Raw genomic sequence first — 23,282 nt, forward strand, 5'->3', positions numbered from 1 at the left:
AGTCAGTCAGATTTCTTGGTGCGAGGCCTTCACAGTTGTGGCGCCCTTTGCTCTGATGACCGGCGAACCGTCGGATGTCAGGTACGCCCGGGTCAGGAGGAACCGTGGAGTACAACCTTGCCGACCTGTTCGAGTCGGTCGTCGACGCGGTCGCGGACCGCGAGGCGCTCGTGTACGTCGACCACCCGGGCACGGGCGCCGAGCGCCGGCTGACGTATGCGGAACTGGACGCGGCGGCGAACCGCGTCGGGCACCATCTGCTCGACAGCGGGATACGTCCGGGCGAGCATCTGGGGCTGCATCTCTACAACGGCGTCGAATACCTCCAGACGGTGCTCGGCTGCCTGAAGGCACGGATCGTCCCCGTCAATGTCAACTACCGTTATGTCGAGGAAGAGTTGGTCTATCTCTACCGGGACGCCGACCTGGTGGCGCTGGTCTTCGACACGGAGTTCACGGGCCGGGTGGCGGCGGCGCTGCCGCGGGCCGGGGGGCTGCGGCACCTGGTGCGGGTGGGCGAGCCGGCGCCGGGCGCCGCCGACGTGCCCGCCGTCGCGTTCGCGGACGCGGAGGCCGCCGGTTCCCCGGAGCGTGGCTTTCCGGCACGCTCGGGCGACGACCAGTTCATCATCTACACCGGCGGCACGACGGGGATGCCCAAGGGCGTGATGTGGCGTCAGGAGGACCTGTTCTTCGCGGGCCTCGGGGGTGGCGCGCCGACCGGAGAGCCGGTGCGGACACCGGAGGAGCTGGCGGAGCGGGTCGCGGCCGGCGGTGCGGGGATCACCTTCTTCCCCACTGCCCCGCTGATGCACGGCACCTCCACCCTGACGGCGTTCATCGGCTTCGACTTCGGGCAGCGTGTGGTGATCCACCGCAAGTTCGTGCCCGAGGAGGTGCTGCGGACCGTCGAGCAGGAGAAGGTCACCAGCGTGTCGCTGGTCGGGGACGCGATGCTGCGGCCGTTGATCGACGCGCTGCGGGGCCCCATGAAGGGCACGGACTGCTCCTCGGTGTTCAGTGTCTCCTCGTCGGGGGCAATCATGTCGGAGACGGTGCGCCGGCAGTTCCGCGAACTCGTCCCGAACGCGATGCTGTTGAACAACTTCGGGTCCTCCGAGTCCGGGTTCAACGGCACGGCGACGGAGGACTCTGGGCAACGGCGCGGGTTCCGCATCCAGGTCAACTCCCGTACCCGGGTGGTGGACCCGGCGACCCATGAGCCGGTCGCGGCCGGTGCGGTGGGGCGGGTCGCGCAGTGCGGACATGTGCCGCTCGGCTACTACAACGACCCGGGGAGAACCGCCGAGACCTTCTTCGAGAAGGACGGCGAGCGCTGGGTGCTGCTGGGCGACATGGCGACCGTGGACGAGGACGGCGTCGTCACCGTGCTCGGCCGCGGCTCGCAGTGCATCAACACGGGCGGCGAGAAGGTCTACCCGGAGGAGGTCGAGCAGGCGCTCAAGTCGCATCCCGACGTGTACGACGCGCTCGTGGCCGGGGTGCCGGACGCCACCTGGGGCAACCGTGTGGCGGCGGTGGTGCAGCTGCGGGAGGGCGCCGACACCTTGTCCCTGGCGGACGTGCAGCGCCATTGCCGTACCCAACTGGCCGGCTACAAGATCCCCCGCCAGCTCGTGCTCACGGACACCGTCCAGCGCTCCCCGAGCGGCAAGGCGGACTACCGCTGGGCCCGGCAGGTGGCGACGACCGCGAACCGATAGCCGGCACACCGAAACCGAACGAGGCTCCCGCCCGTCGCGCGCGAGCAGATCCATGGGGTCGAGCCTCATATGGTCAGGCCCCATGTGGTCAGGCCCCATGTGGTCGGGCCCTATGTGGTCGCGCAAAGCCTCCCCGTCGTCGGCCGTCCGGTCGCGCCCGGATGTGCGAGAAAGTGCAGGCAGACCCCTTGCCGGGGGCCGTGCCGGGCTGAATTACCGATCCGGGCACGGCAACCGAATGATCGGTCGCCCGAATTGACGCGGACGGTGAGGGAGAGGTGCCGGATGACAGAGGCGAAGGAGCTGTTCGACGCGGGGGAACGGCTCGACGCGACAGCCCTGCGAGCCCTTCAGCTGGAGCGGTCGGTGGGCAAGATCCGCCGGATCGTGGACCTGCGCCCGCGCTGAACGCCCCGCCGGCCGCGCCGCACCGGGCCGTCGGCCGCACCGGGCCGGGCCGTCGGCCGGCGGCGGTGGGATCGTGGTCGGCCGCGCCGTTCCCCGCGCCGCTTCGGGCCGCTGCCGAGCCGCGGGGGCCTCGCCCGGCCCGGTCAGTTCCCGTGGTGCCCGCCGCCGAACCGTTCCCGCAGTTCCCGCTTGAGGATCTTGCCGCTGGCGTTGCGCGGGCCGGTCGCCGGCGCTCAGGTCGAGGGCGGTGATCGCGCTCAGGTACGCGTGCACCAGGGCCCGGTGGGTCATCATCGCGCCCTTGGGCAGGGCGGTGGTGCCGGAGGTGTACAGCAGTTGCACCAGGTCCTCGGCGCGCGGTTCCGGGCCCTCGTACGGGGGTGTCGCCGGGAGCGAGGCGAGGAGCGAGGCGTCGGTGTCGCGCAGCGGCAGCGCGGGGACGCCGTCCGGGAGCCGTCCGGCCAGGGCCGGGTCGGTGAGCACCAGGGAACTGCCCGACTGACGGACGATATAGGCGAGGTCGTCGCCGGTCAGCTGGTGGTTGACCGGCACATGGACCAGTCCGGCGCGGGCGCAGGCGAGGAAGGCGATGAGATAGGCGTCGGAGTTGTGGCCGTAGGCGCCGACCCGGTCGCCGGGGGCGAGGCCCCGGGCGCGCAGCAGGCCGGCGGCGCGGGAGACGGCGTCGTCCAGTTCCGCGTAGGTCCAGCGGCGCTCGCCGTACTCCACCGCGATCCGCGTGGGTGTGCGCCGGGCGCTGCGCCGCAGCACCCCGTCGACCGTGCTGCCGTGTCCCTGCGTCATGGCACCCGATCCTCGGGCCGGCGCGCGGGAAGGTCAAGAATCCGCGGCCCGTTCACCGGGCCGCCCCTGGTCACACCGGGCGGTCCCGGCCCTGCCAGTGGGGGTCACGCAGCCGCCGCTTGTACAGCTTGCCGTTGGGGTCGCGGGGCAGTTCGGCGACGAAGTCGACGCTCTTCGGCCGTTTGTAGCCGGCGAGCCGTTCGGCGCAGTGGGCGAGCAGGGCGGCGGCCAGTTCGGGTCCTGGCTGGTGCCCGGGGGCCGGTTCCACCACGGCCTTGACCTCCTCGCCCCAGTCGTCGTGCGGGACGCCGAAGGCGGCGGCGTCGGCGACGGCGGGGTGGGCGAGCAGCGCGGACTCGATCTCGGCGGGGTAGATGTTGACGCCGCCCGAGATGATCAGGTCGATCTTGCGGTCGCGCAGGAAGAGATAGCCGTCCTCGTCGAGGTGACCGAGGTCGCCGACGGTGAAGAAGTCGCCGATGCGGTTCTTGCGGGTCTTGGTCTCGTCCTTGTGGTAGGCGAAGCCGCCGGTGTTCATCTTCAGGTAGACGGTGCCGAGTTCGCCGGGCGGCAGCCGGTTGCCGTCGTCGTCGAAGATCGCGAGTTCGCTGATCGGCCAGGCCCGGCCGACCGTGCCGGGCTTCTTCAGCCAGTCCTCGGCGGTCGCGAAGGCGCCGCCGCCCTCGCTGGCCGCGTAGTACTCCTCGACGGCGTGCCCCCACCAGTCGATCATGGCCCGTTTCACATGGTCGGGGCAGGGCGCGGCGCCGTGGATGGCGTGCCGCATGGAGGAGACGTCGTACGACTGCCGTATGTGCTCGGGGAGCGCCAGAAGGCGGTGGAACTGTGTGGGGACCATATGGGTGTGGGTGCACCGGTGGGTGTCGATGAGGCGCAGCATCTCCTCGGGCGTCCACTTGTCCATCAGGACCAGTCGGTGCCCGATGTGCAGGGACGCGCCGGCGAACTGGAGCACGGCCGTGTGGTAGAACGGCGAGCAGACCAGGTGGACGTTGTCGTCGAACGGCTTGATGCCGAAGATGCCGAGGAAACCGCCGAGGTAGGCCTCCTCTGGGGGCTTGCCGGGCAGCGGGCGCCGGATGCCGCGGGGTCGGCCTGTGGTGCCCGAGGTGTAGTTCATCACCCAGCCGAGGGTGCGCTCGGCGGGCGCCGACTCGCTGTGTCCGTCGAGGAGTTCGGCGTACGGCCTGAAGCCCTCGACAGTGCCGGCCGCGTACCGGTGGGTGGCCGGGAGGCCGGCCTCGTCGGCGGCGCGGCGGGCGGGGCCGGCGAACCGCTCGTGCGCGATGAGCACCTTGGCGCCCGAGTCGGCGACGATCCAGGCGATCTCGGGGCCGACGAGGTGGTGGTTGACGGGCACGAGGTAGAACCCGGCCTGGGTGGCGGCGAGATAAGCGGTGAGGAACTCGACGCCGTTGGGGAGCACGACGGCGAGGGCGTCGCCGCGCTCCAGGCCCGCGGCGCGCAGGCCGTGCACGAGCCGGTTGGCGGCGGCGTGCAGCCGCCCGGCGGTCCAGCGCTCGCCGTCGGGGGCGACGAGGGCGGTGCGGTCGGGGTGTCGGGTGGCCTGGGCCCAGAAGCCGGTGGGGGGTGTGTTCACGACCGGCCGCTCCTTCCGGCGATGCGGTTGATGCGGTCGACGGCCCGCTCGAAGCCGCGGGTGAGGTCGTCGAGGACGGCCTGGACGTCGCGCCTGGTGGTCATCCGGCCGACGATCTGGCCGACGGGGGTGCCGAGCAGCGGCTCGACCTCGTACTTCTGGATGCGGGAGACCGCCTCGGCGACCAGCAGGCCCTGCAGAGGCATGGGGAGGGTGCCGGGCCCGTCCGGGCCGTCCCAGGCGTCGGTCCACTCGGTGCGCAGCTGCCGGGCGGGCTTCCCGGTGAGGGCGCGCGAGCGGACGGTGTCGCCGGACCCGGCGGCGAGGAGTTTGCGGGTGAGGGCGGGGGATTGCAGCTCCGCCTCTGTGGTGGTCAGCCATATGGAGCCCAGCCACACTCCTTGGGCGCCCAGGCTCAGTGCCGCCGCCACCTGCTGGCCGCTGCCGATGCCGCCGGCCGCCAGTACGGGCAGTGGGTCGACGGCGTCGACGACGTCGGGGGTCAGCACCATGGAGGCGATCTCCCCGGTGTGTCCGCCCGCCTCGTAGCCCTGTGCCACGACGATGTCGATGCCCGTGTCGCGGTGCTTGCGGGCGTGCCGGGCGCTGCCGGCGAGCGCGGCGACGAGCACGCCCCGGTCGTGGGCGCGGGCCACGACGTCGGCGGGCGGGGAGCCGAGGGCGTTGGCGAGGAGCCGGATGGGGTAGTCGAAGGCGACGTCGAGCTGGCTGCGGGCGACCTGCTCCATCCAGCCGGTGATGCGCCAGCCGGAGGGCTCACCCGCGGCGAGTTCGGGCACGCCGTACTTGGCGAGGGTGTCCGTGACGAACCGGCGGTGTCCCTCGGGGATCATGGCCTCGACGTCGGCCTCGGTGACGTTCTCGACCTTCTTGGCGGGCATGACGACGTCGAGTCCGTAGGGCCGGCCGTCGGTGTGCGCATCGATCCAGTCGAGGTCGCCTCTGAGGTCGTCGGGGGCGGTGTAGCGGACCGCGCCGAGCACGCCGAATCCGCCGGCCCGGCTGATGGCCGCGGCGACGGCGGGGAACGGCGTGAAGCCGAAGACGGCGTGCTCGACTCCCAGTTGCTTGCTCAGCTCCGTCTGCATGGGCGCAGGATGCCGCAGTCCTCGGAACGACGGAAGCCCTTTTCTGATACAGCGTCAGATTCTTCCGGGGCCGCGCGCACCGTTGACACGCTCCGCGCCTGACAGGAAAGTTTCACCGCGCACGGCAAGCCCCGAAAGATACTTCCAGACGGGAGGCCCCACATGACCGACGACGTGCCGGGTACAACGGCGGCGGGGCTGACCCGGCGCCGCCTCGGCATCGGCGCCATGGCGCTGGGCGGCGCGCTGGCGCTCGGCCCGCTGCCCGCGAATCCGGCCGCCGCCGCCCCGGCGGCCGGCCGGACCACGCTGCGGTACGGCTCGGCCGAACGCGCCGGTCTGCTTCCCGAGCATCTCGGCCTGCTCGTCGCCGACGCCGAGACGTTCCTCGGCCCCTCCCCCGCGCACCCCTGGTACGCGGGCGCCGTACTGCTCGCCGGGCGCGGCGGCACCGTGGCCCTGCACCGGCCCATCGGGATGGCGGTGCGCTACGCGGCCTACGACGAGAAGACCGACACCGGCGTGGAGTTCCCGGCCGGCCGGCAGCTGCCGATGGCCGAGGACACGGTCTTCGACCTGGCCTCCGTCTCCAAGCTCTTCACCTCGCTGCTCGCCGTCCAGCAGCTGGAGCGGGGCACCGTCGAGCTGGAGCGGCCCGTCGCCTCGTACCTCCCGGAGTTCGGCGCCGCCGGCAAACAGGAGGTGACGATACGTCAGCTGCTCACGCACACCTCGGGACTGCGCGCCTGGATCCCGCTGTACGACGCCCCCGCGTACGAGGACAAGCTCCGGCTCATCTGGAACGAGGCGCCCCTCAGCCCGCCGGGCACCGCCTACCTCTACTCGGACCTGAACCTGATCTCCCTCCAGCTCGTCCTCGAACGGGTCACCGGCCGCCCGCTGGACGTCCTCCTGCGCGAGCAGATCACCGCCCCGCTCGGCCTGCGCCGCACCCGCTACAACCCGCCCGCCTCCTGGAAGCCGCGGATCGCGGCGACGGAGGACGCGCGCAGGCCGTGGTCCGGCCTCGACCGGGGACTCGTGTGGGGCGAGGTGCACGACGAGAACGCCTACAGCCTGGGCGGTGTCGCGGGCCACGCGGGGGTGTTCTCCTGCGCCTGGGACCTGGCGGTGCTCGCCCGCACGCTGCTCAACGGCGGCGCGTACGGGCGCACCCGCATCCTGCGGCCGCGGTCCGTGGAGCTGATGTTCACCGACTTCAACACCGGCTTCCCGGGCGACGAGCACGGCCTCGGCTTCGAGCTGTACCAGCACTGGTACATGGGGGCGATGGCCACTCCGCGCACCGCCGGGCACACCGGCTTCACCGGCACCTGCCTGGTGCTCGACCCGACCACCGACTCCTTCCTCGTGGTGCTCGGCAACTCGGTGCATCCCGTGCGTACCTGGCGATCCGGTTCCGCTCCCCGGGTCGCCGCCGGCACACATCTGGCGCGGGCCGTCGCGGTCCGTCCCGCCGAGGGCCGCACGGCCTGGTTCTCGGGCCTGGCGAACGCCACGACCGCCACGCTCGCCCTGCCCCCGCTCGACACCTCGTCCGGCGGTGCGCGGCTGCGCTGTGCCCTGTGGTGGGACACCGAACCCTCGGACGCGCTGGTCTTGGAGGCCTTAACGGACGGCGGCGGCTCCTGGCGTCCGCTGCCGTTCACCACATGGCGGGGCGGCGAGGAGTCCCGGGAGCACCCGGACGGTACGGCCGCCGGCTGGTCGGGCCGCGTCTGGCACCGGCTGACCGCGGACCTCCCGGCCGACCGGCGGCTCGTCCTGCGCTGGCGGTACACCACCGACCGGCTCTATGTGGGCCGCGGCGCCTACGTCGACGCGCTGCGCGTCGAGGCCGGTGATGCCGTGGTCTTCGACGGGGCGCGCCCGGCGGACGCGGCCCGCGTCACCGCGGCGGGCTGGCGGCCGTCGGCCGACTGACGGGCGGGGCCGGGTCTCGCGGCCCGGTCCGCCGCGTCCCGCCGTCTCTTTCCCCCTCTCATCAGTCCCGCTCCAGCACCGCCATCGCCGCGTTGTGCCCCGGCACTCCGCTCACCCCGCCGCCGCGCACCGCTCCCGCCCCGCACAGCAGGACGTTGGCGTGCCGGGTCTCCACGCCCCAGCGGCCGGTGCCCTCCTGGGTGTGCGGCCAGGCCAGCGCACGGTGGAAGATGTTGCCGCCGGGCAGGCGCAGATCGCGCTCCAGGTCGAGCGGGGTCCTCGCCTCGATGCACGGGCGGCCGTCGGCGTCGGTCGCCAGGCAGTCGACCAGGGGTTCGGCGAGGTGGGCGTCGAGCTGCGCGAGCGTCGCCTTCAGCAGTTGACGGCGTACGGCGTCGTTGTCGCCCGCGAACAGCCGGGCGGGGGTGTGCAGGCCGAACAGGGTGAGGGTCTGGTAGCCGCGGGCGACCAGGTCGCGGCCGAGGATCGAGGGGTCGGTCAGGGAGTGGCAGTAGATCTCGCTGGGCGGTGCGGCGGGGAGCCTGCCGGCGGCGGCCTCGGCGTGGGCGGCGGCCAGCTGCTCGTAGCCCTCCGCGATGTGGAACGTGCCGGCGAACGCCTCCCGCGGGTCGACGGTGGGGTCGCGCAGCGCGGGCAGCCGCTTGAGCAGCATGTTGACCTTCAGCTGGGCGCCCTCGGCGGGGGCGGGCCGCGGGTCGCCGGTGAGGTCGGCCAGCTCCTGCGGCGAGGCGCCCACGAGGACGTGCCGGGCGGCCACGACGCCCTCGCCGTCGGCCGTGCGGTAGGCGATCTCGGCGTGGTGTCCGTCGGTGTCGATGCGGACGGCCTCGTGCCCGGTGGCGAGGGTCGCGCCCGCCGTGCGCGCGGCGGCGGCCAGCGCGTCGGTGAGGGCGCCCATGCCGCCGACTGGCACGTCCCAGGCGCCGGTGCCGCCCCCGATGACGTGGTAGAGGAAGCAGCGGTTCTGCGGCAGCGCGGGGTCGTGGGCGTCGGCGAAGGTGCCGATGAGGGCGTCGGTGAGAACGACGCCCCGCACCAGGTCGTCCTCGAACTCCCGCTCGATCGCGACCCCGATGGGCTCCTCGAACAGGGTGCGCCAGGCGTCCTCGTCGTCGACGCGGCGGCGCAACTCGTCGCGGGTGGGCAGCGGTTCGGTCAGGGTCGGGAAGACCCGCTGGGCGACCTTGCCGGTCATGCCGTAGAACCGCTGCCAGGCCGCGAACTCGCGCGTGCCGCCGGTCAGCCGGGCGAAGGCCTCCCGGGTGCGCCGCTCGCCGCCGCCGACCAGCAGCCCGGTGGGGCGTCCGGCGCGCACCGCCGGGGTGTAGGAGGAGATGGTGCGGCCGCGGACGCGGAAGGTGAGGCCCAGGTCCCGCACGATCTTCCGGGGCAGCAGGCTGACCAGGTAGGAGTAGCGGGACAGCCGGGCGTCGACGCCGGTGAACGGGCGGGTCGACACGGCCGCGCCCCCGGTGCGGCCGAGCCGTTCCAGGACCAGCACGGACCGTCCGGACCTGGCCAGATAGGCGGCCGCGACCAGCCCGTTGTGGCCGCCGCCGACGATGACGGCGTCGTACGCGCGGGATCCCTCGTGTGCAGGCATGGTTCTTGGTAACACGTGCTCATCTGCGTCGGCCAGAGGCGTGCCGGGGCGCGAGGGCTGACGGTGCGGTGTCCCGGGCCGGCCGTGCCGCGGGCCGGCCCGCTCCCCGCCGCCCGCGTGGCGCGCCGGCGGCCGGGCCCGCGCGCCGGTGTCAGGCGTCGACCGGTGGCGGCGCGGCGGCCAGGCGGCGCCGTGCCGCCGCGTGGATCTCGGACGGGCCGCGCGCCCATTCGATGGTGCGGCCGACCGCCAGTGCCGTCGGCCGGTCCCAGCAGCGGCGGACCGCCGCCGGGCGGCGGATGCCGAGTTCGGCCCGCGCCCAGTGAGGCAGGAGCCCCACCGCGGCGTTCATCAGATGGCGTACGACCAGCCGCTCCCGGCCGCTGCGGCCGAAGCCGCGGAGGAACTGCACGGAGTCCAAGGCCGCCCGTGTCGCACGGAGTTGGGGGCGCATACGATCCAGGTAGCGTTCGACGTCGCGCACGCTGCGGGGCACCTGACGCGCGCCCAGCAGTTCGGCGACCGGGGCGACCTGGCGGTAGTACGTGTCGCACTCGGCGGGCGTGAGCCGGCACCGCTGTGGCGCGTACGTCTGGTAGCCGGCCAGAAAGCTGTGCACCTCCGCGGTGTGCACCCAGGTCAGCAGCTCGGGGTCGTCCGCGCGGTAGGGCCGGCCGTCGGGGGCGGTGCCCCGCACCCGGGTGTGGATGCGGCGTACCAGGGCGATCGCCTCGTGCGCGGCCGGCGCCGAGCCGAAGGTCGTCGTGGTGACGAACCGCGCGGTGCCGGTCAGCCGGCCCACCGGGTCGGCGCGGAAGTCCGAGTGCTGGTCGACCCCGGCCATCGCCAGCGGGTGCAGTGACTGGAGCATCAGGGCGGCGAACCCGCCGGTGAGCATGCCCGTCGGATGCCCGTGCACGTGCCAGGCGGGGTCGCCGGGAGCGATCCCGAGCAGCCCGGGATCGCCCGCGGGCCCCTCGTACCGCTCCAGTTTGAGGTCACCGCCGTGCACGGTCGTCCTGAGTTCGTCCGCGATCCGCGTCCGCAGCCCCACGACCACCTCCGCGATCCCGCGCACAGATCCGATGCGCCGTGCTGCTCCGGTCACCATTGTCCCCGCCCGGCGCGGCGACGGCCCGGCCCGTTCCGTGCCGTGCCGTTCCGTGCCGCTGTCGCGTCGCGGGTCAGCTCTCTTTCCACACGAGCAGCGTCAGTACGGCACTGCTGACGGTGACCGGGGAGTGGGACTGGTTGAGCAGACGGACCCGCATGCCGTGTCCCTTCGTGAGCCGCTTCGTCAACGGGATCACGGCGAAGGTGCCGCCTGCGGTGCCGATGATCTCGTGGATGGGGTGGTCGGCCGCGTGCTTGTCGCCCTCGTACTCGGACATCCGGGCCTGGACGACCGCGCCGGCTGGCAGCCCGGTGAGATACAGGCTGATGCTGCCGGTGAAGCGGGCCGGGCCGCGCGCCCAGACGCTGCCGTCGGTGGCGTGGTCGCCGGTCTCGTCCGACCACTCCTTGGTGAACTCGATCGAGTCCCAGGCGCCAGGGCTCAGCTTGTAGGGCTTGGCGAGCCCGAGGTTCACGTACTGGGGCATCTCGTCCTCCTCGGAGGTGTCGCCCGCGGCCCAGGCGCGCAGGCCCGCCTCGGACAGATAGGCGATGGATCGGTCGACGGGCCGGCTGGTGAACTGCCAGATGAGCGGGGCCCTGCCGCTGGGCCTCGGCCGGGCCGCGGCCTCCGCCTTGCTGTACGGGGCGGCGCCCCAGGGGTAGGCCGGGTACCACAGGGGGACGCCGTCGGGCACGCGGCCGGCGGCGAGGTCGTCGCCACTGGTGTAGACGCCGACGCGCTGCCCGGGGAACGCGGCCCGTACGGCGGCGATCCAGGCGGCGGCCCAGGCCTTGATCTGGGCGGCGCTGCGCCCGCTGTAGTTGCGGCCGTCGGCGTAGCGTTCGAGGTCCAGCCAGTGGGTGAACCCCTTCTTCGCGTGGGCCCGGACCGCGCCGATGTAGTTCGCGGCCTCCTGGTCGACGTCCTGGTTGGGCCAGGCGAAGTGGTAGGCGCCGGGCACCAGCCCGGCTTTGATGATCCCGGTGATGTGGCCGGCGAACTTGGCGTCCCTGGACTGCCGGCCCTCACTGGCTTTGGCGAAGGCGAACACGACGCCGTCGGCCTTGTGGGCGGCCCAGTTCTGGGTGCCCTGGTAGGCGGACACGTCCATGCCGCGGCAGGTGGCCATCCGCACCTCCTTCTGTATCCGGCGCAGCGCGGACCCCACGCGTGCCGAACCACGCCCAGGCCACAACTGGCGTGTCCGTGAGACTACTTGAAACGATCCTCAGCGCCGTACCCGTGGCATCCCCAGGCCGATCCACGAGATGATCTCGCGCTGGATCTCGTTGTTGCCGCCGCCGAAGGTGAAGATCACCGCTGAGCGGTAGCCGCGTTCCAGGTCGCCGTGCAGGACCGCGCCCGCCGAGCCCTCCTTCAGCGGGCCCGCCGCGGCGACGATCTCCATGAGCCAGGCGTAGGCGTCGCGGCGGGCCTCGGATCCGTACACCTTGACCGCGGAGGCGTCCTGGGGGGTGAGGCTGCCGTCCTCCACGGCGTTCACCATCCGCCAGTTGAGCAGCTTCATCGCGTCGAGCCTGGTGTGGGTCCTGGCCAGCCGGTTGCGCACCCAGGGGAGGTCGATCACGCGGCGGCCGTCGGCGAGCTTGGTCCCTCGCGCCCAGCGCTGGACGTCGTGCAGGGCGCGGATCGCCGTCGTGCCGTGCGCGGCGAGGGTGACGCGTTCGTGGTTGAGCTGGTTGGTGATCAGCCGCCAGCCCTGGTTCTCGGCCCCGACCCGGCGGGAGAGGGGGACGCGGATGTCCTCGTAGTAGCTGGCCGTCGTGTCGTGCGAGGCGAGGGTGGTGATGACGGTGCAGGAGTAGCCGGGATCGGAGGTCGGCACCAGGAGCATGGTGATGCCCTTGTGCGGCGGGGCGTCCGGATCGGTGCGCACGGCCAGCCACACCCAGTCCGCGGTGTCGCCGTTGGTGGTCCAGATCTTCTGCCCGTTGACGACGTACTCGTCGCCGTCGCGTACGGCGCGGGTCTTCAGGGACGCGAGGTCCGTGCCGGCGTCCGGCTCGCTGTAGCCGATGGCGAAGTCGATCTCGCCGGAGAGGATCCGCGGCAGGAAGTACGCCTTCTGTTCGTCGCTGCCGAACCGCATCAGGGTCGGGCCGACCGTGTTCAACGCCATGAGCGGCAGCGGTACGCCGGCCTGCGCGGCCTCGTCGAAGAAGATGAACTGCTCCATCGCCGTCAGGCCGCGCCCGCCGTACTCCTCGGGCCAGCCCACGCCGAGCCAGCCGTCCGCGCCGAGCCGCCTGATCGTGTCACGGTAGAACCGCTTCTGTGCGGCCGGGTCGGCGTAGCGGGCGTACGCGTTGTCCGGTACCAGGTCCGCGAAGTAGGCGCGCAGTTCGGTGCGCAGCCGCTGCTGCTCGGGCGTGTGGTCGAGATGCACGGCGCCTCCAGGTTCCCGTCGGCCGGTCCTGACGGCGCACACCGTAGAACGTGTTGCAGAAATTGGGAATGGCGGCCCCCGCGGAAGTCACGTCAAGCCCACAGGCCGCGCGAGCCCGCGGACGGTCGCGCGCCTCGCCGGATGACCGCGGGAAGGCGCGAGGGCAGGGCACGGGTGCGAGCGCTGCCGGGAGGCGCGAGGGGGCTGGGCAGCCGAGGGCGCGAGGGGGCTGGGCAGTCGGCGCGAGAGGGCAGACGGGGCGCGAGGGGGCTGGGCCGTCGCGGTGTGTCAGGGCGGTCGCTTACGTCAGCCGAGTGCCGCGACGAAGTCGGTGCAGGCCCGGGCGCACGCCCGGCACGCCTCCGCCGCCGTCCGCGCGCCGGACCACCCCTCGAAGGCCTCGGCACTGTCCAGGCAGACCGCGCGGCACCACTCCAGCTGGATCCGCACGCCGGTCTGGTCCTGGCAGTTCTGCTCGGACAGCATGCGGCAGGTGGTGTCGCACACCTCCGCGCACAGGATGCCCTGCCGCCGTACCCGCTCCGGCCCCTCGGTCCCGTCCGCGTCCAGGAGGCTCGCGCGCACCGCGCAGGCCCGGGCGCACTCCGTGCACGCCTGCGCACACGCGAAGCGGTCCTCCAGGAAGCGGTACAGCTCCTGCTCGGAAGTCGTCGGTGTCACATGGCCCGGGTAGCCCGGCCGGGACGGGTCAAACCCGGGCCGGTGCGGGTGGCTCGGGTGCGGGTCGGCTCGGGCCGGGGGTCGGTCAAAACCGTTGGGGGCAGCGTCACCGGACGTGGGCGACGGACGACGGAAAGCGGCTGGTTCATCCGGTTATGGCAGGGGTACGCCAGTGCTATGAGTACCGTATCGATGCAGATGGCCGCACCGAGCGGCCTGCTGAGTCTCGGGCTCTTCGTGGTGGCTGTGGCCGTCCTGGCGCTGCTCGCCGGGGGCTTCTGGCTGGGCTCCCGTGTCAAGTACCACGAACCGCCCCGGCCGCGCCCCGAGGAGCAGCCGCACCTGCCTCCGGGCGGCGCGGTGCGCGAGGTCCGGCAGAACCGGGAGTCCGAAGAGGTGCCGAGGACCCCCGAGGGGGGCCGTCCGCTCACCCCGTACGAGCTGAGCAACCAGCAGACCCGCCCGAGCGAGTCGAAGGACCGGCCGCGGTGGAGCAAGGGCTCAAGCGGTTCGTTCGGCGGGGGCGGGCTGGGCGCCCACTGACGCCTACGGCGTTTCGGCAGCGGTCTTCGCGCTCGGCGCCGTGTGGTTTTGCCGGGGCCGGCGACTCGCCGAGGCGCGGCATGCCGTCCGCCGGGTGCGGCAATGTTGTGGCTGACCGCGCAGTTCCCCGCGCCCCCCGGGCCAACCCGGCGAGGTCGGGCGCTCGCCGTGACACGGGACGCCGTCGGCCGGGTGCGGCGGCGTCGTGGCTGAGCGCGCAGTTCCCCGCGACCCTTGGGCCTTGGGGGGCCGACACAGCGGCGGGTCCCTTGGGGGAGGGTGTCAGGAAGGGGGGCGGGTTGCGTCGAGGCGGTTGATGTGGGTCATGTTGTCGCGGTCCTCGCTGTCCTCGCTGGGAGCCGTCGTGAACCAGGCGTCGAGGATCTCCTTGAGGACCGGCTCGGAGGTCAGACGCAGTCCGAGGGCCAGGACATTGGCGTCGTTCCAGCGGCGGGCGCCCTCGGCGGTGTAGGCGTCCGTGCACAGCGCCGCCCGTACGCCCGGCACCTTGTTCGCGGCGATCGAGGCGCCGGTTCCGGTCCAGCAGCACACGACGGCCTGGTCCGCCGCCCGGGCGGCGACGTCCCGGGCCGCCGCCTCGGAGCAGACCGCCCACCGCGGGTCGGCGCCGGGCTCCAGTGCGCCGTGCGCGCGCACCTCGTGCCCGCGCCGGCGCAGCTCCGCGACGACGAGCCGGGCGACGGGTTCGTCCATGTCCGAGGAGACAGAGATCCGCATGCCGCGGAGCCTAACCGACCGGGCGACCCGCCGCCGGGGGCCGGACCACAGCCCGGCCGGGGTCAGTGCGCGGCGAGGGCGCGGGCGGCCGTGACCAGGTCCGTGTTGCGCCTGGCCGGGGTGGCGTCCGGGAGGTGGATGCCGTCCTCGAAGCCGATGCGGGCCTGGTGCCCGTCGTGGACGGCGGCGCGCAGCACGGGCCAGGTGGTGGCCGCCTCGCCGTGGTAGAGCAGCGGGCAGCCGACCCCGGCGGCGCGGATACGGGCGGCCATCTCGCGCGCGTGGGCGACCGCCGTGTCCGGGTCCTCGTCCATCGGCTCGATCAGGATGCGCGCGTTGTCCGCCAGCGTCGGCGAGGCGAGCAGCGCGGCCACGTCGTCCGTGCTCCACACGGCGCTCTCCAGCGTCATGCCCCGGGCGGTGACGAGCGCGGCGGTCTCCGCCGCGCCCTGCTCGCTGAAGGCCACCGAGGCGAAGTCCGGCAGTACCTCCCAGGCTTTGACGAGGTCGTACCGCTCCTGGGGTCCGGAGCAGGTCCACAGTCCGGTGGTGGTGCCGACGACGGCGGCGGGCGCCACGGAGCGGATGGCGCGCAGGACGTCGGCGAGGGCGTCGGGCTCGATCGTCTGGCCGCCGTCCGCGGTGCGGACGTGGAAGTGGACGACATCGGCGCCGAAGGAGAGCACCGCGGCGGTGTCCGCGGCGATCTCCTCGGGGGTCAGCGGCACGGCGGGGTGCTCGGTGCGGGTACGCCCGCCGTTGATGGCTGCCTTGAGGAACATGGGTGCTTCCTTGCGAAGGGGTGGGTGGCCGGAACGGGCCGTGGTCACGCTGGGGTGGAGGCGGGGTGCAGCAGGTTCTCGACGGTGCGGGTGGCCCCGGTGAGGGCTCCCAGCCGCTCTCCCCGGTGCAGCGCGGCGATGAGATCCGGCTCCTCGGCGTCGTCGGCGAGGGCCTCGTCGACGACGGCGGCGAGCCGGGCGGCCGGCGCGACGAGCAGGCCGTTGTCGTCACCGAGGACCAGATCGCCGGCCCGCACCGGTACGCCGCCGCAGCTGACGGGCGCGTTCAGGGCTCCGTCGGCGATGCCGTGCAGCTTGGTGGTGAGCAGCGAGGTGCCGTACGCGTGGACGGGCAGGCCGATCTCGCGCAGGGCGCCGATGTCGGTGCAGACGCCGTCCACGACGGCGCCGGCCGCGCCACGGGCCGCCAGGGCGTGCGCCACGACCTCGCCGAGCGGGGCATGACGGCGGTCGCCGCCGCAGTCCACGACCACGACGTCGCCCGGTCCGACGAGGGACGCGGCATGGTGCAGCAGGGTGGAGTCGGTGGCGGTGATCCGTACGGTGACGGCGCGGCCGACCAGCCTGCCCCGGCCGGCGAGGCGGCGCAGCGCCGGATCACAGAATCCCTCCTCCAGGTAGTGGCCGAGGGTGGGAAAGTCGACGTCGGCGAGGCGCGCCGCCAACTCGGCGTCCAGCGGCGGTACTTGCTCCAGATCGCGAATGTCCAGGGGCATGGTCGTCACCTCGGTCCGATGATGATGCGGCGGTTGCGCAGGACGGGCAGGATGGTGCGGGCCCGGTCGATGCGGTGCTTGTCCGCCTCGACCACGCACAGGGCGCGCTCCTCCTCACCGAGCGCGGCGCGCACGACCCCCAGCGGGTCGATGGCCATGCTCATGCCGATGCAGTCGGGCGTGGTGAGCGAGGCGGCCACGACCCAGCAGGTGTTCTCGATGGCGCGGGTGCGCAGCAGCGTCGTCCAGTGGTCCTCCTTCAGCGGGCCGCGCACCCAGGCCGCGGACACGGACAGCAGATCGGCGCCCATCTCCACGAGGGTCCGGGTGAACTCGGGGAAGCGCAGGTCGTAGCAGTTGACCAGGCCCACGTTGAACTCCCCGATCCGCACCACGCAGGGTCCCTCGTCGCCGCGCTGCACCTGACGGGACTCGCGGTGGTCGAAGGCGTCGTAGAGGTGCATCTTGCGGTAGCGGCCGAGGAGTTCGCCGTCCGCGGAGACGGCGGCGATGGTGTTGTACGGCAGGGAGTCGCCGCTCGGTTCGTAGCCGCCGGCGATCACGGCGATGCCGTGGGCGGCGGCGATCCGCGACAACTCGCCGAGGAAGACGGGCCAGTGGGCCTCGGCGGTGCGGTGCAGTGGCCCGGCGGCGGCCTCCGCGGGGATCATCGCCTCCTCGGGGAAGACGACGAGTTCGGCGCCCGCGGCCACGGCTTCACCGGCCATGGTCTCGACGACTGCGAGGTTCCCCGCGATGTCGGCGGTGGGGGCGTACTGGGCGGCGGCGACCTTCACGGTCGTGTCTCCTTGCTGTGGTGGTGGTCGGGCGGGGCCGGGAGCGGGGCGGTCATTCGGCGAGCACGCGGGAGGCGTCCGGGTTCCAGTGCACCCACACCCGGCTGCCGGGGGCCGGATGGGCCGCGTCCGTGGGATGTGTCTCGGCGACGAACGCGCTGCCGTCGTCGAGGGTGAGGTGGTGGCGGACGGCGCTGCCGAGGTAGACCGACTGCCGCAGGGTGCCCGGCAGCGTGGCACGGCCGGCCGGGATCGCGCTCTCCTCGGGGCAGACCCGGATGTGTTCGGGGCGCACCGCGAGGTGTGCCTCGCCCGTGAGGTCCGTGCGGGGCACCGGCAGGGTGCCGAGCCCCGGCACGGCCAGACGGGTGCCGTCCGTGGTGCCGGTGAGGAAGTTGGAGGTGCCGATGAAGGAGGCGACGAAGCGGGTGGCGGGCCGCTCGTAGACGCCCTCGGGGGTGTCGACCTGGACCACCCGGCCGCCGTTCATGACGGCGATCCGGTCGGACATGGTCAGCGCCTCCTCCTGGTCGTGGGTGACGGTCACGAAGGTGACCCCGACCTCGCGTTGGATCTTCTTCAGCTCCAGTTGCATCTCGGCGCGCAGCTTCTTGTCGAGGGCGCCGAGCGGTTCGTCGAGCAGCAGCAGGGAGGGGCGGGCGATGAGCGCGCGGGCGATGGCGACGCGCTGGCGCTGGCCGCCCGACAGCTGTGCGACGGCCCGGTCGCCGAAGCCCGTCAGCCGGACCAGGGCCAGGGCCTCGTCCACCGCGGCCAAGAGCTGCGCCCTCGGCCGCAGCTTGCGCACCCTCAGCTCGAACGCGACGTTGTCGGCGACGCTGAGGTGCGGGAAGAGGGCGTAGCTCTGGAAGAGCATGTTCAGGTCGCGTTTGTGCGCCGGCAGACCGGTCGCCGGTGTGCCGCCGAGTTCGATGCTGCCCTCGGTGGGCTCCTCGAAGCCGGTGATCATCCGCATCAGGGTGGTCTTCCCGCAGCCGGACGGGCCGAGGATGGAGAAGAACTCGTTCCGTTGGATGTCGAGGGTCACATCGCGCACGGCGTGTGTGGTGCCGAAGGCCTTTCCGACGCCGAGGAGACGGACGGCCACGGTCTTGGGGTCGGCGGACACAGTGTGAGGCGATGCCATGTCAGGACGCCTTGACCTTGGTCCAGCCCTGCTGGAAGTACTGCATCGCGGTGCCCGGGTCGAGCAGGAAGTCCGCCTTGGCGATGGCCGCGTCGGGCGCGTAGATCGCGGTGTTCTTCAGGGCCGCCTTGTCCTTGATCAGCCTGCGGGCGGCCTGGTTGGCGCTGGCGGAGGAGCCGTCATCGGTGGCCTTCGCGGCGACCTCGGGGCGCAGCGCGTAGGTGATGAACTTGTACGCCGACGTCAGGTTCTTCGCGCCCTTGGGGATGGCGAGGCCGTCCGTCCAGATGGAGCCGCCCTCCTCCGGGATGACGTAGTGCACATGCGGGTCGGACGCCACGACCTTGGCCATGGCGGTGCCGCTCCACGCCTCGGCGGCGCACGCCTGGCCCGTGGACAGCAGCTGCGGGTAGTTGGTGGAGTTGTAGCCGGCGAGGATCTTCTTCTGCTTCTGCAGCGCCTCGGTCGCCTGCGCGATCTCGTCCTTGTCGGTGCTGGTGGCCCGGTGTCCGGTGACCTGGAGGCCGGCGATGTACGCCGCGAGCATGTTGTCGAGCATGTACAGCTTGCCCTTGTACGTGTCGTCGAAGAGCGTCTTCCAACTGGTCGCCGACTTGATACAGGTGTCGTTGTAGGCGAAGCCGGTGGTGCCCCAGATCCACGGGACGCTGTACTTGTTGCCCGGGTCGTAGGACGCGGTGCGGAACTTGGGCGCCAGGTTGCCGAGGCCCTTGATCTTCGAGTGGTCCAGCTCCTGGATGAGGTGCTGTCCGACGAGCTGCTGCACGGTGTACTGGCTGGGTTCGACCAGGTCGTACCCGGAGGAGCCGGAGCCGAGCTTGGCGGTCATGGTCTCGTTGCTGTCGAAGGTGTCGATCGTGACCTTGATGCCGGTCTCCTTCTCGAAGCCCTTGACCACGGAATCGGGGATCTCCCCGGCCCAGGCGTAGACGTGCAGTTCCTTGCCGCCGCCGGTGGACGAGACGGCGTCGGAGCCGGAGCCGCCGCAGCCGGTGGCGAGCACGGCGGTGGCGGTGAGCACGCCGGTGGCGAGAAGGGTTCTCGGGACGGTGGTACGGGGCATGACGAGACCTTTCGGGAACGTGCCGGGGTGTACGAGGACGTACGGGGCGCTGGCGCTGGCGCTGGCAGGAACGGTGCGGGCCGAGGCGGTGGGGCGCGCCGGACGCGGAACGGACGGTGCAGGACCGACGCGATGCGGCGCGACGGACGTGGGACGGACGGGCCCGCGGCGGGTCGGGGAGGGGCAGAGGGGGTGCGGGAAGGGCGCGGGCGCTGGCGCGGGCGGGAACGGTGCGGGCCGAGGCGGTGGGGCGCGCCGGACGCGGAACAGATGGTGCGGACCGACGCGATGCGGCCCACGAGCGCGGGACGGACGGTGCAGGACCGGGGGGCGGAGGAGCACGGTGGTGCTGGAGGAGCGGGGGTGCCGGAGGGGCGCGGGGCCGCGGTGGCCGGTCAGGTGGGGTCGTCGACGAGGACGCGGCGCATCTGTCGCAGCCCGGCGCCGAGGATGATCAGGAAGGTGAACAGCACGAGGAGGGTGCCCAGTGCGTTGATCTCCGGGGTGAGTCCCGTCTTGAGTAGGGAGTACACCCGAAGCGGCAGGGTCGTGGTGCCGACACCTCCGGTGAAGGTGGACATCACGATGTTGCCGAAGGAGATGGTGAAGCACAGCAGCCAGGAGGCCAGCAGGGCGTGTTTCAGCAGCGGCAGGGTGATCAGGCGGAACCGCTGCCAGGCGCCGCAGCCGAGGTCGGCGGCGGCCTCGTCGAGGGACGGGTCCAGGGCGCGGTGCGCGCCGATCACGATGAGGGCCGCGTAGGGCAGGGTCACCACCAGATGGCCGAGGACGAGCGAGGTCATGCCGAGGCTCGCCCGCAGGGTGCCGAACACGGACAGCAGGGCGACGCCGAGCACGATCTCCGGGATCACCAGCGGCAGGAACAGGCTGCCGGAGAACAGGGCCCGCCCGCGCGGGCCCAGCCGGGCCATGCCCATCGCGGCGAACAGTCCGCCGAGGGTGGCGAGGGTCGCCGAGACCACCCCGGCCTCCGCGCTGACGCGCAGCGCGGCGAGCAGATCGGTGTCCCCCGCGAGCACGCCGTACCAGCGGGTGCTGAACCCGCCCCATTTGTAGGTGAGGTCGGAGTCGTTGAACGAGAGCACCACGACGACGACGATCGGCACGTACAGGAAGACGATGACGCCCCGGGCGAGCCAGCCGGTCACGGCGTCGGGCAGGCGCCCGGTGCGGGCGGCGCGGCTTCTCATGACGCCTTCCTCCTCAGCCGGCGGGCCGCGGTGCCGAGGACCGCCACCGACACGGTCATCAGGGCGAGCAGCACGACGGAGGCCGCCGCGCCCATGGGCTGGTTGCGGAACTCGGTGTACAGCGTGACGATCAGGTTGCCGACGAGCTGGTCCTTGCCGCCGCCGAGCAGCACCGGGATCACGAAGACACCGAGTGTCGGGATGAAGGTGAGCAGCGCCGCGGCGAGCAGACCGGGCCGTACGAGGGGCAGCAGCACCTTGGTGTGCACCCGCCACCAGCCGCAGCCCAGGTCCCGGGCGGCCTCGCCCAGCGACGGGTCGACGCCGCGCAGGGTGGCGTAGACGGGGAAGACGGCGGTGGGCAGGAAGGCGTAGACGAGACCGATGAACGAGGCGCCCTGGCTGGGGATCCACCGGGCCGGTCCGTCGGTGAGGCCGACCGCGTCGGTGAGCGCGTTGACCGGGCCGCCCGGGCTGAGCAGATTGATCCAGGCGAAGGTGCGTACCAGGAAGTCCGTCCAGAACGGCACGATGATCAGCAGAAGCAGGATGCCCTGCCGGCGCGGCGGCCGGCCGGCCAGGTAGGTGGACACCACATAGCCGAGGACCACACAGACGGCGGTGTTCAGGGCGGCCATGCCGAGGCTGTAGCCGAAGACCTTCAGGTACACCGGGTCGATCAGCTCGCGGTAGTTGGCGAGGGTGAAGCCGCCCTGTACGCCGCCGTAGGCGTCCGGCGCGGCGAAGCTGTTGCGCACCACCAGGACCAGCGGCAGCAGCACCAGTGCCACGACGGTGACCCCGGCGGGCGCCAGCAGGGCGAGGGTCGTCCCGTGGTACCGCAGGCGGCTGCGGGTCGCCGGGGCGGTCGGCGGCGCGGTGGCGAGCGCCGGCGGCGCGGCGGTCACGGTCACCGCAGACGCCGCGCGGCGGACGGGGGTTCCTGCATGGGCTGTGCCTCCTCGCGAGCGGTCCCGCACGGCCCAAGTGATCACCCGGCCGTGGTGTGCGCACCAGCTTCCGCCCGCCCGTGCGGCCCGAACAGGGGCATGTGCATCGAATCCAGTGGAAACGCAGCCTGAATTCCGCGCATCTCGCAATCGCCGCGCGACAACCGAGGGCGATGATGGCGGGAAGCACGGGAACGGAGGTACCACGGTGATCGACGACCTGGACCGGCAGATCATCGACCAGCTACGCGTCGACGGCCGGCGGTCCTTCGGGGAGATCGGCCGGTCGATAGGCCTGTCGGAGGCCTCGGTGCGGGCGCGATTCCAGCGGCTGCAGCGGCGCGGCGCGATTCAGGTGGTGGGGATGACGGACGCGGTCCGGCTCGGCGAGGTGGAGGTCCATCTCGCGGTGCGGGTGCAGCACATCCCGGTGGCGCTGGTCGCCCGGGAGCTGTCGCGGATGCCGGAGGTGCGCTATGTGGCGTCCTGTGTGGGCCCCTACGATCTGATCACGGATGTCCGCTGCCGCGATCTGGCGCATCTGTCCGAGTTGCTCACCGAGCGGGTGCGGCGGGTGAACGGTGTCGCGCACGCGGAGGCGCTGACCGTGCTCGAAGTGGTGAAGGACAGCTATCTGTGGGCGGGCTTTCGTGATCTGCCCGCCTCGCCCGACCAGCGCATCCTGCCGCCGTGATCCGGGCGGCGGCCGCCCGGCGGGCCGTTCAGTCGTCGGCGACGGCCTGTCCCACGGCGCTGTTGAGCCCGTTCCAGGAGTAGTCCTTGAACAGCTCCAGGAGCAGCAGCACCTGGACCCGGGACACCCCGGGCAGCATCCTGATCTCGTCGAGCAGCTGCACCAGCTGGGCCTGGTCCCGGCAGGTCCCCTCCAGGAAGATGTCCTGGCTGCCGGCGCAGAGCGCCACATGGTTGATCATCGGTATGTCGGCGAGGCTCTTGGCGACCGCGCGAGGGGTGAGGTCCCGCACCCGGATCATCAGCCGGACGGACTGGTGGCCCAGGGTGAGCGGGTTGCACAGCGCGACGATGCGCAGCGCGCCGCTGTCCTGGAGCCGTGACACCCGCTGACGCACCGTGGCCTCGGAGACGCCCAGCTCGCGGGCGAGCGTGGTGTAGGGGGTGCGTCCGTCGCGGGTGAGGGACCGGACGATGTTCCGGTCGAGTTCGTCGATCAACGAGGCCACCTCCTTCCGGCGCGTCCCCTTCTTGTGCTCCGTGTGCTCCAGACCGTACGCGTTCTTGTGCTCCGTATGCTCCCAGACCGTACGCGGCCGCGATGAGCGCGGTACGCGGGGGGCACGACGAACGCGGCGGGGAGCAGGAGCGCCCGCCGGGAGCCGGCTGCGGCCGCGCGAACGGATGGCACCGGCCTCCCGCCGGGCGGGGTGGCAGGAGTGCCGGGCCGTCGGCGCGCGCGGCCGGGGCCCTGCGGTCGGGGAGCGGTGGCGGGGTGTGGCAGCAGTGGCCCTTGCCGAGGTCTTCGAGCAGCCCGGGACCGGTGGGCCGCCGGTCCAGCGGCGCAGAGCTGATCGAGCTCGCGTCGCTGTCGGCCGTGCTCGCCGACGCCCTGCGCCGGCGCGGCGTCGCGGAGCCCGCCGCGAGCCTGACCGCCGAGGTGGGGGGCCGTCTTCGCGGTCGGTGTGGAGCGCTGGACCGCGGCGGCCGAGGAGCGCGAACGGTCACAGGTGCTGCGCGAGTCGCCGGCCGAGTTCCGGGCCGTGGCCGCGGCCGGCGGGGCCGATCCGGCGCTCCGACAGGGGCCCGCGGCCCGCTGACCGCCACCCGTATCGCCGCCCACCGTGACCTTCGCTGCCCCAAGGCCGATACTGCCAGGGG

General features: G+C 72.6%; 21 protein-coding genes and 1 pseudogene. 5 read left to right on the forward strand and 17 right to left on the reverse strand.

Going from position 1 to position 23,282, the window contains the following annotated elements; translation table 11 throughout:
- Window positions 1–104: 104 nt before the first annotated feature.
- The gene (locus tag ABT245_RS32085) at window positions 105–1,724 is read left to right on the forward strand and encodes an acyl-CoA synthetase (RefSeq protein WP_351740386.1); all 1,620 of its coding nucleotides are present in this window, start codon (window positions 105–107) and stop codon (window positions 1,722–1,724) included.
- Between the two features lie 624 nt (window positions 1,725–2,348).
- Here the strand turns inward: ABT245_RS32085 and ABT245_RS32090 are convergent.
- The 3 genes and pseudogenes from ABT245_RS32090 to ABT245_RS32100 form a co-directional block, all read right to left on the reverse strand.
- Window positions 2,349–2,936 (reverse strand): annotated as a pseudogene (locus tag ABT245_RS32090) (AMP-binding protein); the annotation flags it as partial.
- Between the two features lie 70 nt (window positions 2,937–3,006).
- Window positions 3,007–4,557, reverse strand: a complete 1,551-nt coding sequence (locus tag ABT245_RS32095; RefSeq protein ID WP_351740389.1) for an acyl-CoA synthetase — start codon at window positions 4,555–4,557, stop codon at window positions 3,007–3,009.
- Window positions 4,554–5,666 (reverse strand): nitronate monooxygenase, encoded by a 1,113-nt coding sequence (locus tag ABT245_RS32100; RefSeq protein WP_351740392.1) that lies wholly within the window; start codon window positions 5,664–5,666, stop codon window positions 4,554–4,556. The genes ABT245_RS32095 and ABT245_RS32100 overlap by 4 nt, the downstream gene beginning before the upstream one ends.
- Window positions 5,667–5,828: 162 nt before the next feature.
- On the opposite strand from ABT245_RS32100, the gene ABT245_RS32105 reads away from it, so the two are divergent.
- Window positions 5,829–7,610, forward strand: coding sequence for a serine hydrolase domain-containing protein (locus ABT245_RS32105; protein WP_351740394.1), 1,782 nt, complete (start codon window positions 5,829–5,831; stop codon window positions 7,608–7,610).
- A 61-nt stretch (window positions 7,611–7,671) separates the two neighbouring features.
- Here the strand turns inward: ABT245_RS32105 and ABT245_RS32110 are convergent, their stop codons facing one another.
- The 5 genes from ABT245_RS32110 to ABT245_RS32130 all read right to left on the reverse strand — a co-directional run bounded on the left by ABT245_RS32110 (window position 7,672) and on the right by ABT245_RS32130 (window position 13,439).
- Window positions 7,672–9,234, reverse strand: coding sequence for a phytoene desaturase family protein (locus tag ABT245_RS32110; protein WP_351740397.1), 1,563 nt, complete (start codon window positions 9,232–9,234; stop codon window positions 7,672–7,674).
- Between the two features lie 151 nt (window positions 9,235–9,385).
- A complete protein-coding gene (locus tag ABT245_RS32115) occupies window positions 9,386–10,312 on the reverse strand; it encodes an oxygenase MpaB family protein (RefSeq protein WP_351740399.1) in 927 nt (308 codons plus the stop codon).
- 106 nt (window positions 10,313–10,418) lie between these two features.
- Entirely contained in the window at window positions 10,419–11,480 is a 1,062-nt protein-coding gene (locus tag ABT245_RS32120; protein WP_351740401.1) for a glycoside hydrolase family 25 protein, read from the reverse strand.
- Window positions 11,481–11,579: 99 nt separating this feature from the next.
- Window positions 11,580–12,758 (reverse strand): acyl-CoA dehydrogenase family protein, encoded by a 1,179-nt coding sequence (locus ABT245_RS32125; RefSeq protein ID WP_351740404.1) that lies wholly within the window; start codon window positions 12,756–12,758, stop codon window positions 11,580–11,582.
- Window positions 12,759–13,064: 306 nt separating this feature from the next.
- Window positions 13,065–13,439 carry a four-helix bundle copper-binding protein gene (locus tag ABT245_RS32130; protein WP_351740407.1) on the reverse strand — a complete coding sequence of 125 codons (375 nt, stop codon included), beginning with the start codon at window positions 13,437–13,439 and terminating at the stop codon, window positions 13,065–13,067.
- Window positions 13,440–13,616: 177 nt separating this feature from the next.
- On the opposite strand from ABT245_RS32130, the gene ABT245_RS32135 reads away from it, so the two are divergent.
- The gene (locus ABT245_RS32135) at window positions 13,617–13,982 is read left to right on the forward strand and encodes a DUF6479 family protein (protein WP_351740409.1); all 366 of its coding nucleotides are present in this window, start codon (window positions 13,617–13,619) and stop codon (window positions 13,980–13,982) included.
- Window positions 13,983–14,264: 282 nt separating this feature from the next.
- Here ABT245_RS32135 and ABT245_RS32140 read toward each other — a convergent pair whose 3' ends face one another.
- From ABT245_RS32140 to ABT245_RS32175, 8 genes are all read right to left on the reverse strand, one after another.
- On the reverse strand, window positions 14,265–14,720 hold the full coding sequence (locus ABT245_RS32140; RefSeq protein ID WP_351740411.1) for an RpiB/LacA/LacB family sugar-phosphate isomerase: 456 nt from the start codon (window positions 14,718–14,720) through the stop codon (window positions 14,265–14,267).
- Window positions 14,721–14,782: 62 nt separating this feature from the next.
- A complete protein-coding gene (locus ABT245_RS32145) occupies window positions 14,783–15,502 on the reverse strand; it encodes a 3-keto-5-aminohexanoate cleavage protein (protein ID WP_351740414.1) in 720 nt (239 codons plus the stop codon).
- 44 nt (window positions 15,503–15,546) lie between these two features.
- Window positions 15,547–16,239 (reverse strand): RraA family protein, encoded by a 693-nt coding sequence (locus ABT245_RS32150; protein ID WP_351740417.1) that lies wholly within the window; start codon window positions 16,237–16,239, stop codon window positions 15,547–15,549.
- Window positions 16,240–16,244: 5 nt separating this feature from the next.
- On the reverse strand, window positions 16,245–17,036 hold the full coding sequence (locus ABT245_RS32155) for a carbon-nitrogen hydrolase family protein (RefSeq protein ID WP_351740420.1): 792 nt from the start codon (window positions 17,034–17,036) through the stop codon (window positions 16,245–16,247).
- Window positions 17,037–17,088: 52 nt separating this feature from the next.
- A complete protein-coding gene (locus tag ABT245_RS32160; RefSeq protein ID WP_351740422.1) occupies window positions 17,089–18,183 on the reverse strand; it encodes an ABC transporter ATP-binding protein in 1,095 nt (364 codons plus the stop codon).
- A 1-nt stretch (window position 18,184) separates the two neighbouring features.
- Window positions 18,185–19,267 (reverse strand): ABC transporter substrate-binding protein, encoded by a 1,083-nt coding sequence (locus tag ABT245_RS32165; protein WP_351740425.1) that lies wholly within the window; start codon window positions 19,265–19,267, stop codon window positions 18,185–18,187.
- 395 nt (window positions 19,268–19,662) lie between these two features.
- Window positions 19,663–20,478, reverse strand: a complete 816-nt coding sequence (locus tag ABT245_RS32170; protein ID WP_351740427.1) for an ABC transporter permease — start codon at window positions 20,476–20,478, stop codon at window positions 19,663–19,665.
- Complete coding sequence (locus tag ABT245_RS32175) at window positions 20,475–21,392, reverse strand: ABC transporter permease (RefSeq protein WP_351740430.1); 918 nt, start codon at window positions 21,390–21,392, stop codon at window positions 20,475–20,477. The genes ABT245_RS32170 and ABT245_RS32175 overlap by 4 nt, the downstream gene beginning before the upstream one ends.
- Window positions 21,393–21,636: 244 nt before the next feature.
- Between ABT245_RS32175 and ABT245_RS32180 the strand changes: the two genes are divergently transcribed.
- Window positions 21,637–22,122 carry an Lrp/AsnC family transcriptional regulator gene (locus ABT245_RS32180; RefSeq protein ID WP_351740433.1) on the forward strand — a complete coding sequence of 162 codons (486 nt, stop codon included), beginning with the start codon at window positions 21,637–21,639 and terminating at the stop codon, window positions 22,120–22,122.
- Between the two features lie 28 nt (window positions 22,123–22,150).
- Here ABT245_RS32180 and ABT245_RS32185 read toward each other — a convergent pair whose 3' ends face one another.
- Window positions 22,151–22,621: an Lrp/AsnC family transcriptional regulator gene (locus tag ABT245_RS32185; RefSeq protein ID WP_351740436.1), complete on the reverse strand. Its 471-nt coding sequence runs from the start codon at window positions 22,619–22,621 to the stop codon at window positions 22,151–22,153.
- 465 nt (window positions 22,622–23,086) lie between these two features.
- Between ABT245_RS32185 and ABT245_RS32190 the strand changes: the two genes are divergently transcribed.
- On the forward strand, window positions 23,087–23,221 hold the full coding sequence (locus tag ABT245_RS32190; protein WP_351740439.1) for a hypothetical protein: 135 nt from the start codon (window positions 23,087–23,089) through the stop codon (window positions 23,219–23,221).
- Window positions 23,222–23,282 lie beyond the last annotated feature (61 nt).

The organism is Streptomyces sp. NPDC001508 (assembly GCF_040298665.1).
Classification (GTDB): domain Bacteria; phylum Actinomycetota; class Actinomycetes; order Streptomycetales; family Streptomycetaceae; genus Streptomyces.

What these genes read in the sequence shown, in the direction of transcription:
- ABT245_RS32145 (WP_351740414.1), bottom strand. Translation starts at nt 15,502, where the DNA reads ATGTTCCTCAAGGCAGCCATCAACGGCGGGCGTACCCGCACCGAGCAC.
- ABT245_RS32165 (WP_351740425.1), bottom strand. Translation starts at nt 19,267, where the DNA reads ATGCCCCGTACCACCGTCCCGAGAACCCTTCTCGCCACCGGCGTGCTC.
- ABT245_RS32110 (WP_351740397.1), bottom strand. Translation starts at nt 9,234, where the DNA reads ATGCCTGCACACGAGGGATCCCGCGCGTACGACGCCGTCATCGTCGGC.
- ABT245_RS32135 (WP_351740409.1), top strand. Translation starts at nt 13,617, where the DNA reads ATGAGTACCGTATCGATGCAGATGGCCGCACCGAGCGGCCTGCTGAGT.
- ABT245_RS32140 (WP_351740411.1), bottom strand. Translation starts at nt 14,720, where the DNA reads ATGCGGATCTCTGTCTCCTCGGACATGGACGAACCCGTCGCCCGGCTC.
- ABT245_RS32170 (WP_351740427.1), bottom strand. Translation starts at nt 20,478, where the DNA reads ATGAGAAGCCGCGCCGCCCGCACCGGGCGCCTGCCCGACGCCGTGACC.
- ABT245_RS32120 (WP_351740401.1), bottom strand. Translation starts at nt 11,480, where the DNA reads ATGGCCACCTGCCGCGGCATGGACGTGTCCGCCTACCAGGGCACCCAG.
- ABT245_RS32160 (WP_351740422.1), bottom strand. Translation starts at nt 18,183, where the DNA reads ATGGCATCGCCTCACACTGTGTCCGCCGACCCCAAGACCGTGGCCGTC.
- ABT245_RS32100 (WP_351740392.1), bottom strand. Translation starts at nt 5,666, where the DNA reads ATGCAGACGGAGCTGAGCAAGCAACTGGGAGTCGAGCACGCCGTCTTC.
- ABT245_RS32150 (WP_351740417.1), bottom strand. Translation starts at nt 16,239, where the DNA reads ATGCCCCTGGACATTCGCGATCTGGAGCAAGTACCGCCGCTGGACGCC.
- ABT245_RS32105 (WP_351740394.1), top strand. Translation starts at nt 5,829, where the DNA reads ATGACCGACGACGTGCCGGGTACAACGGCGGCGGGGCTGACCCGGCGC.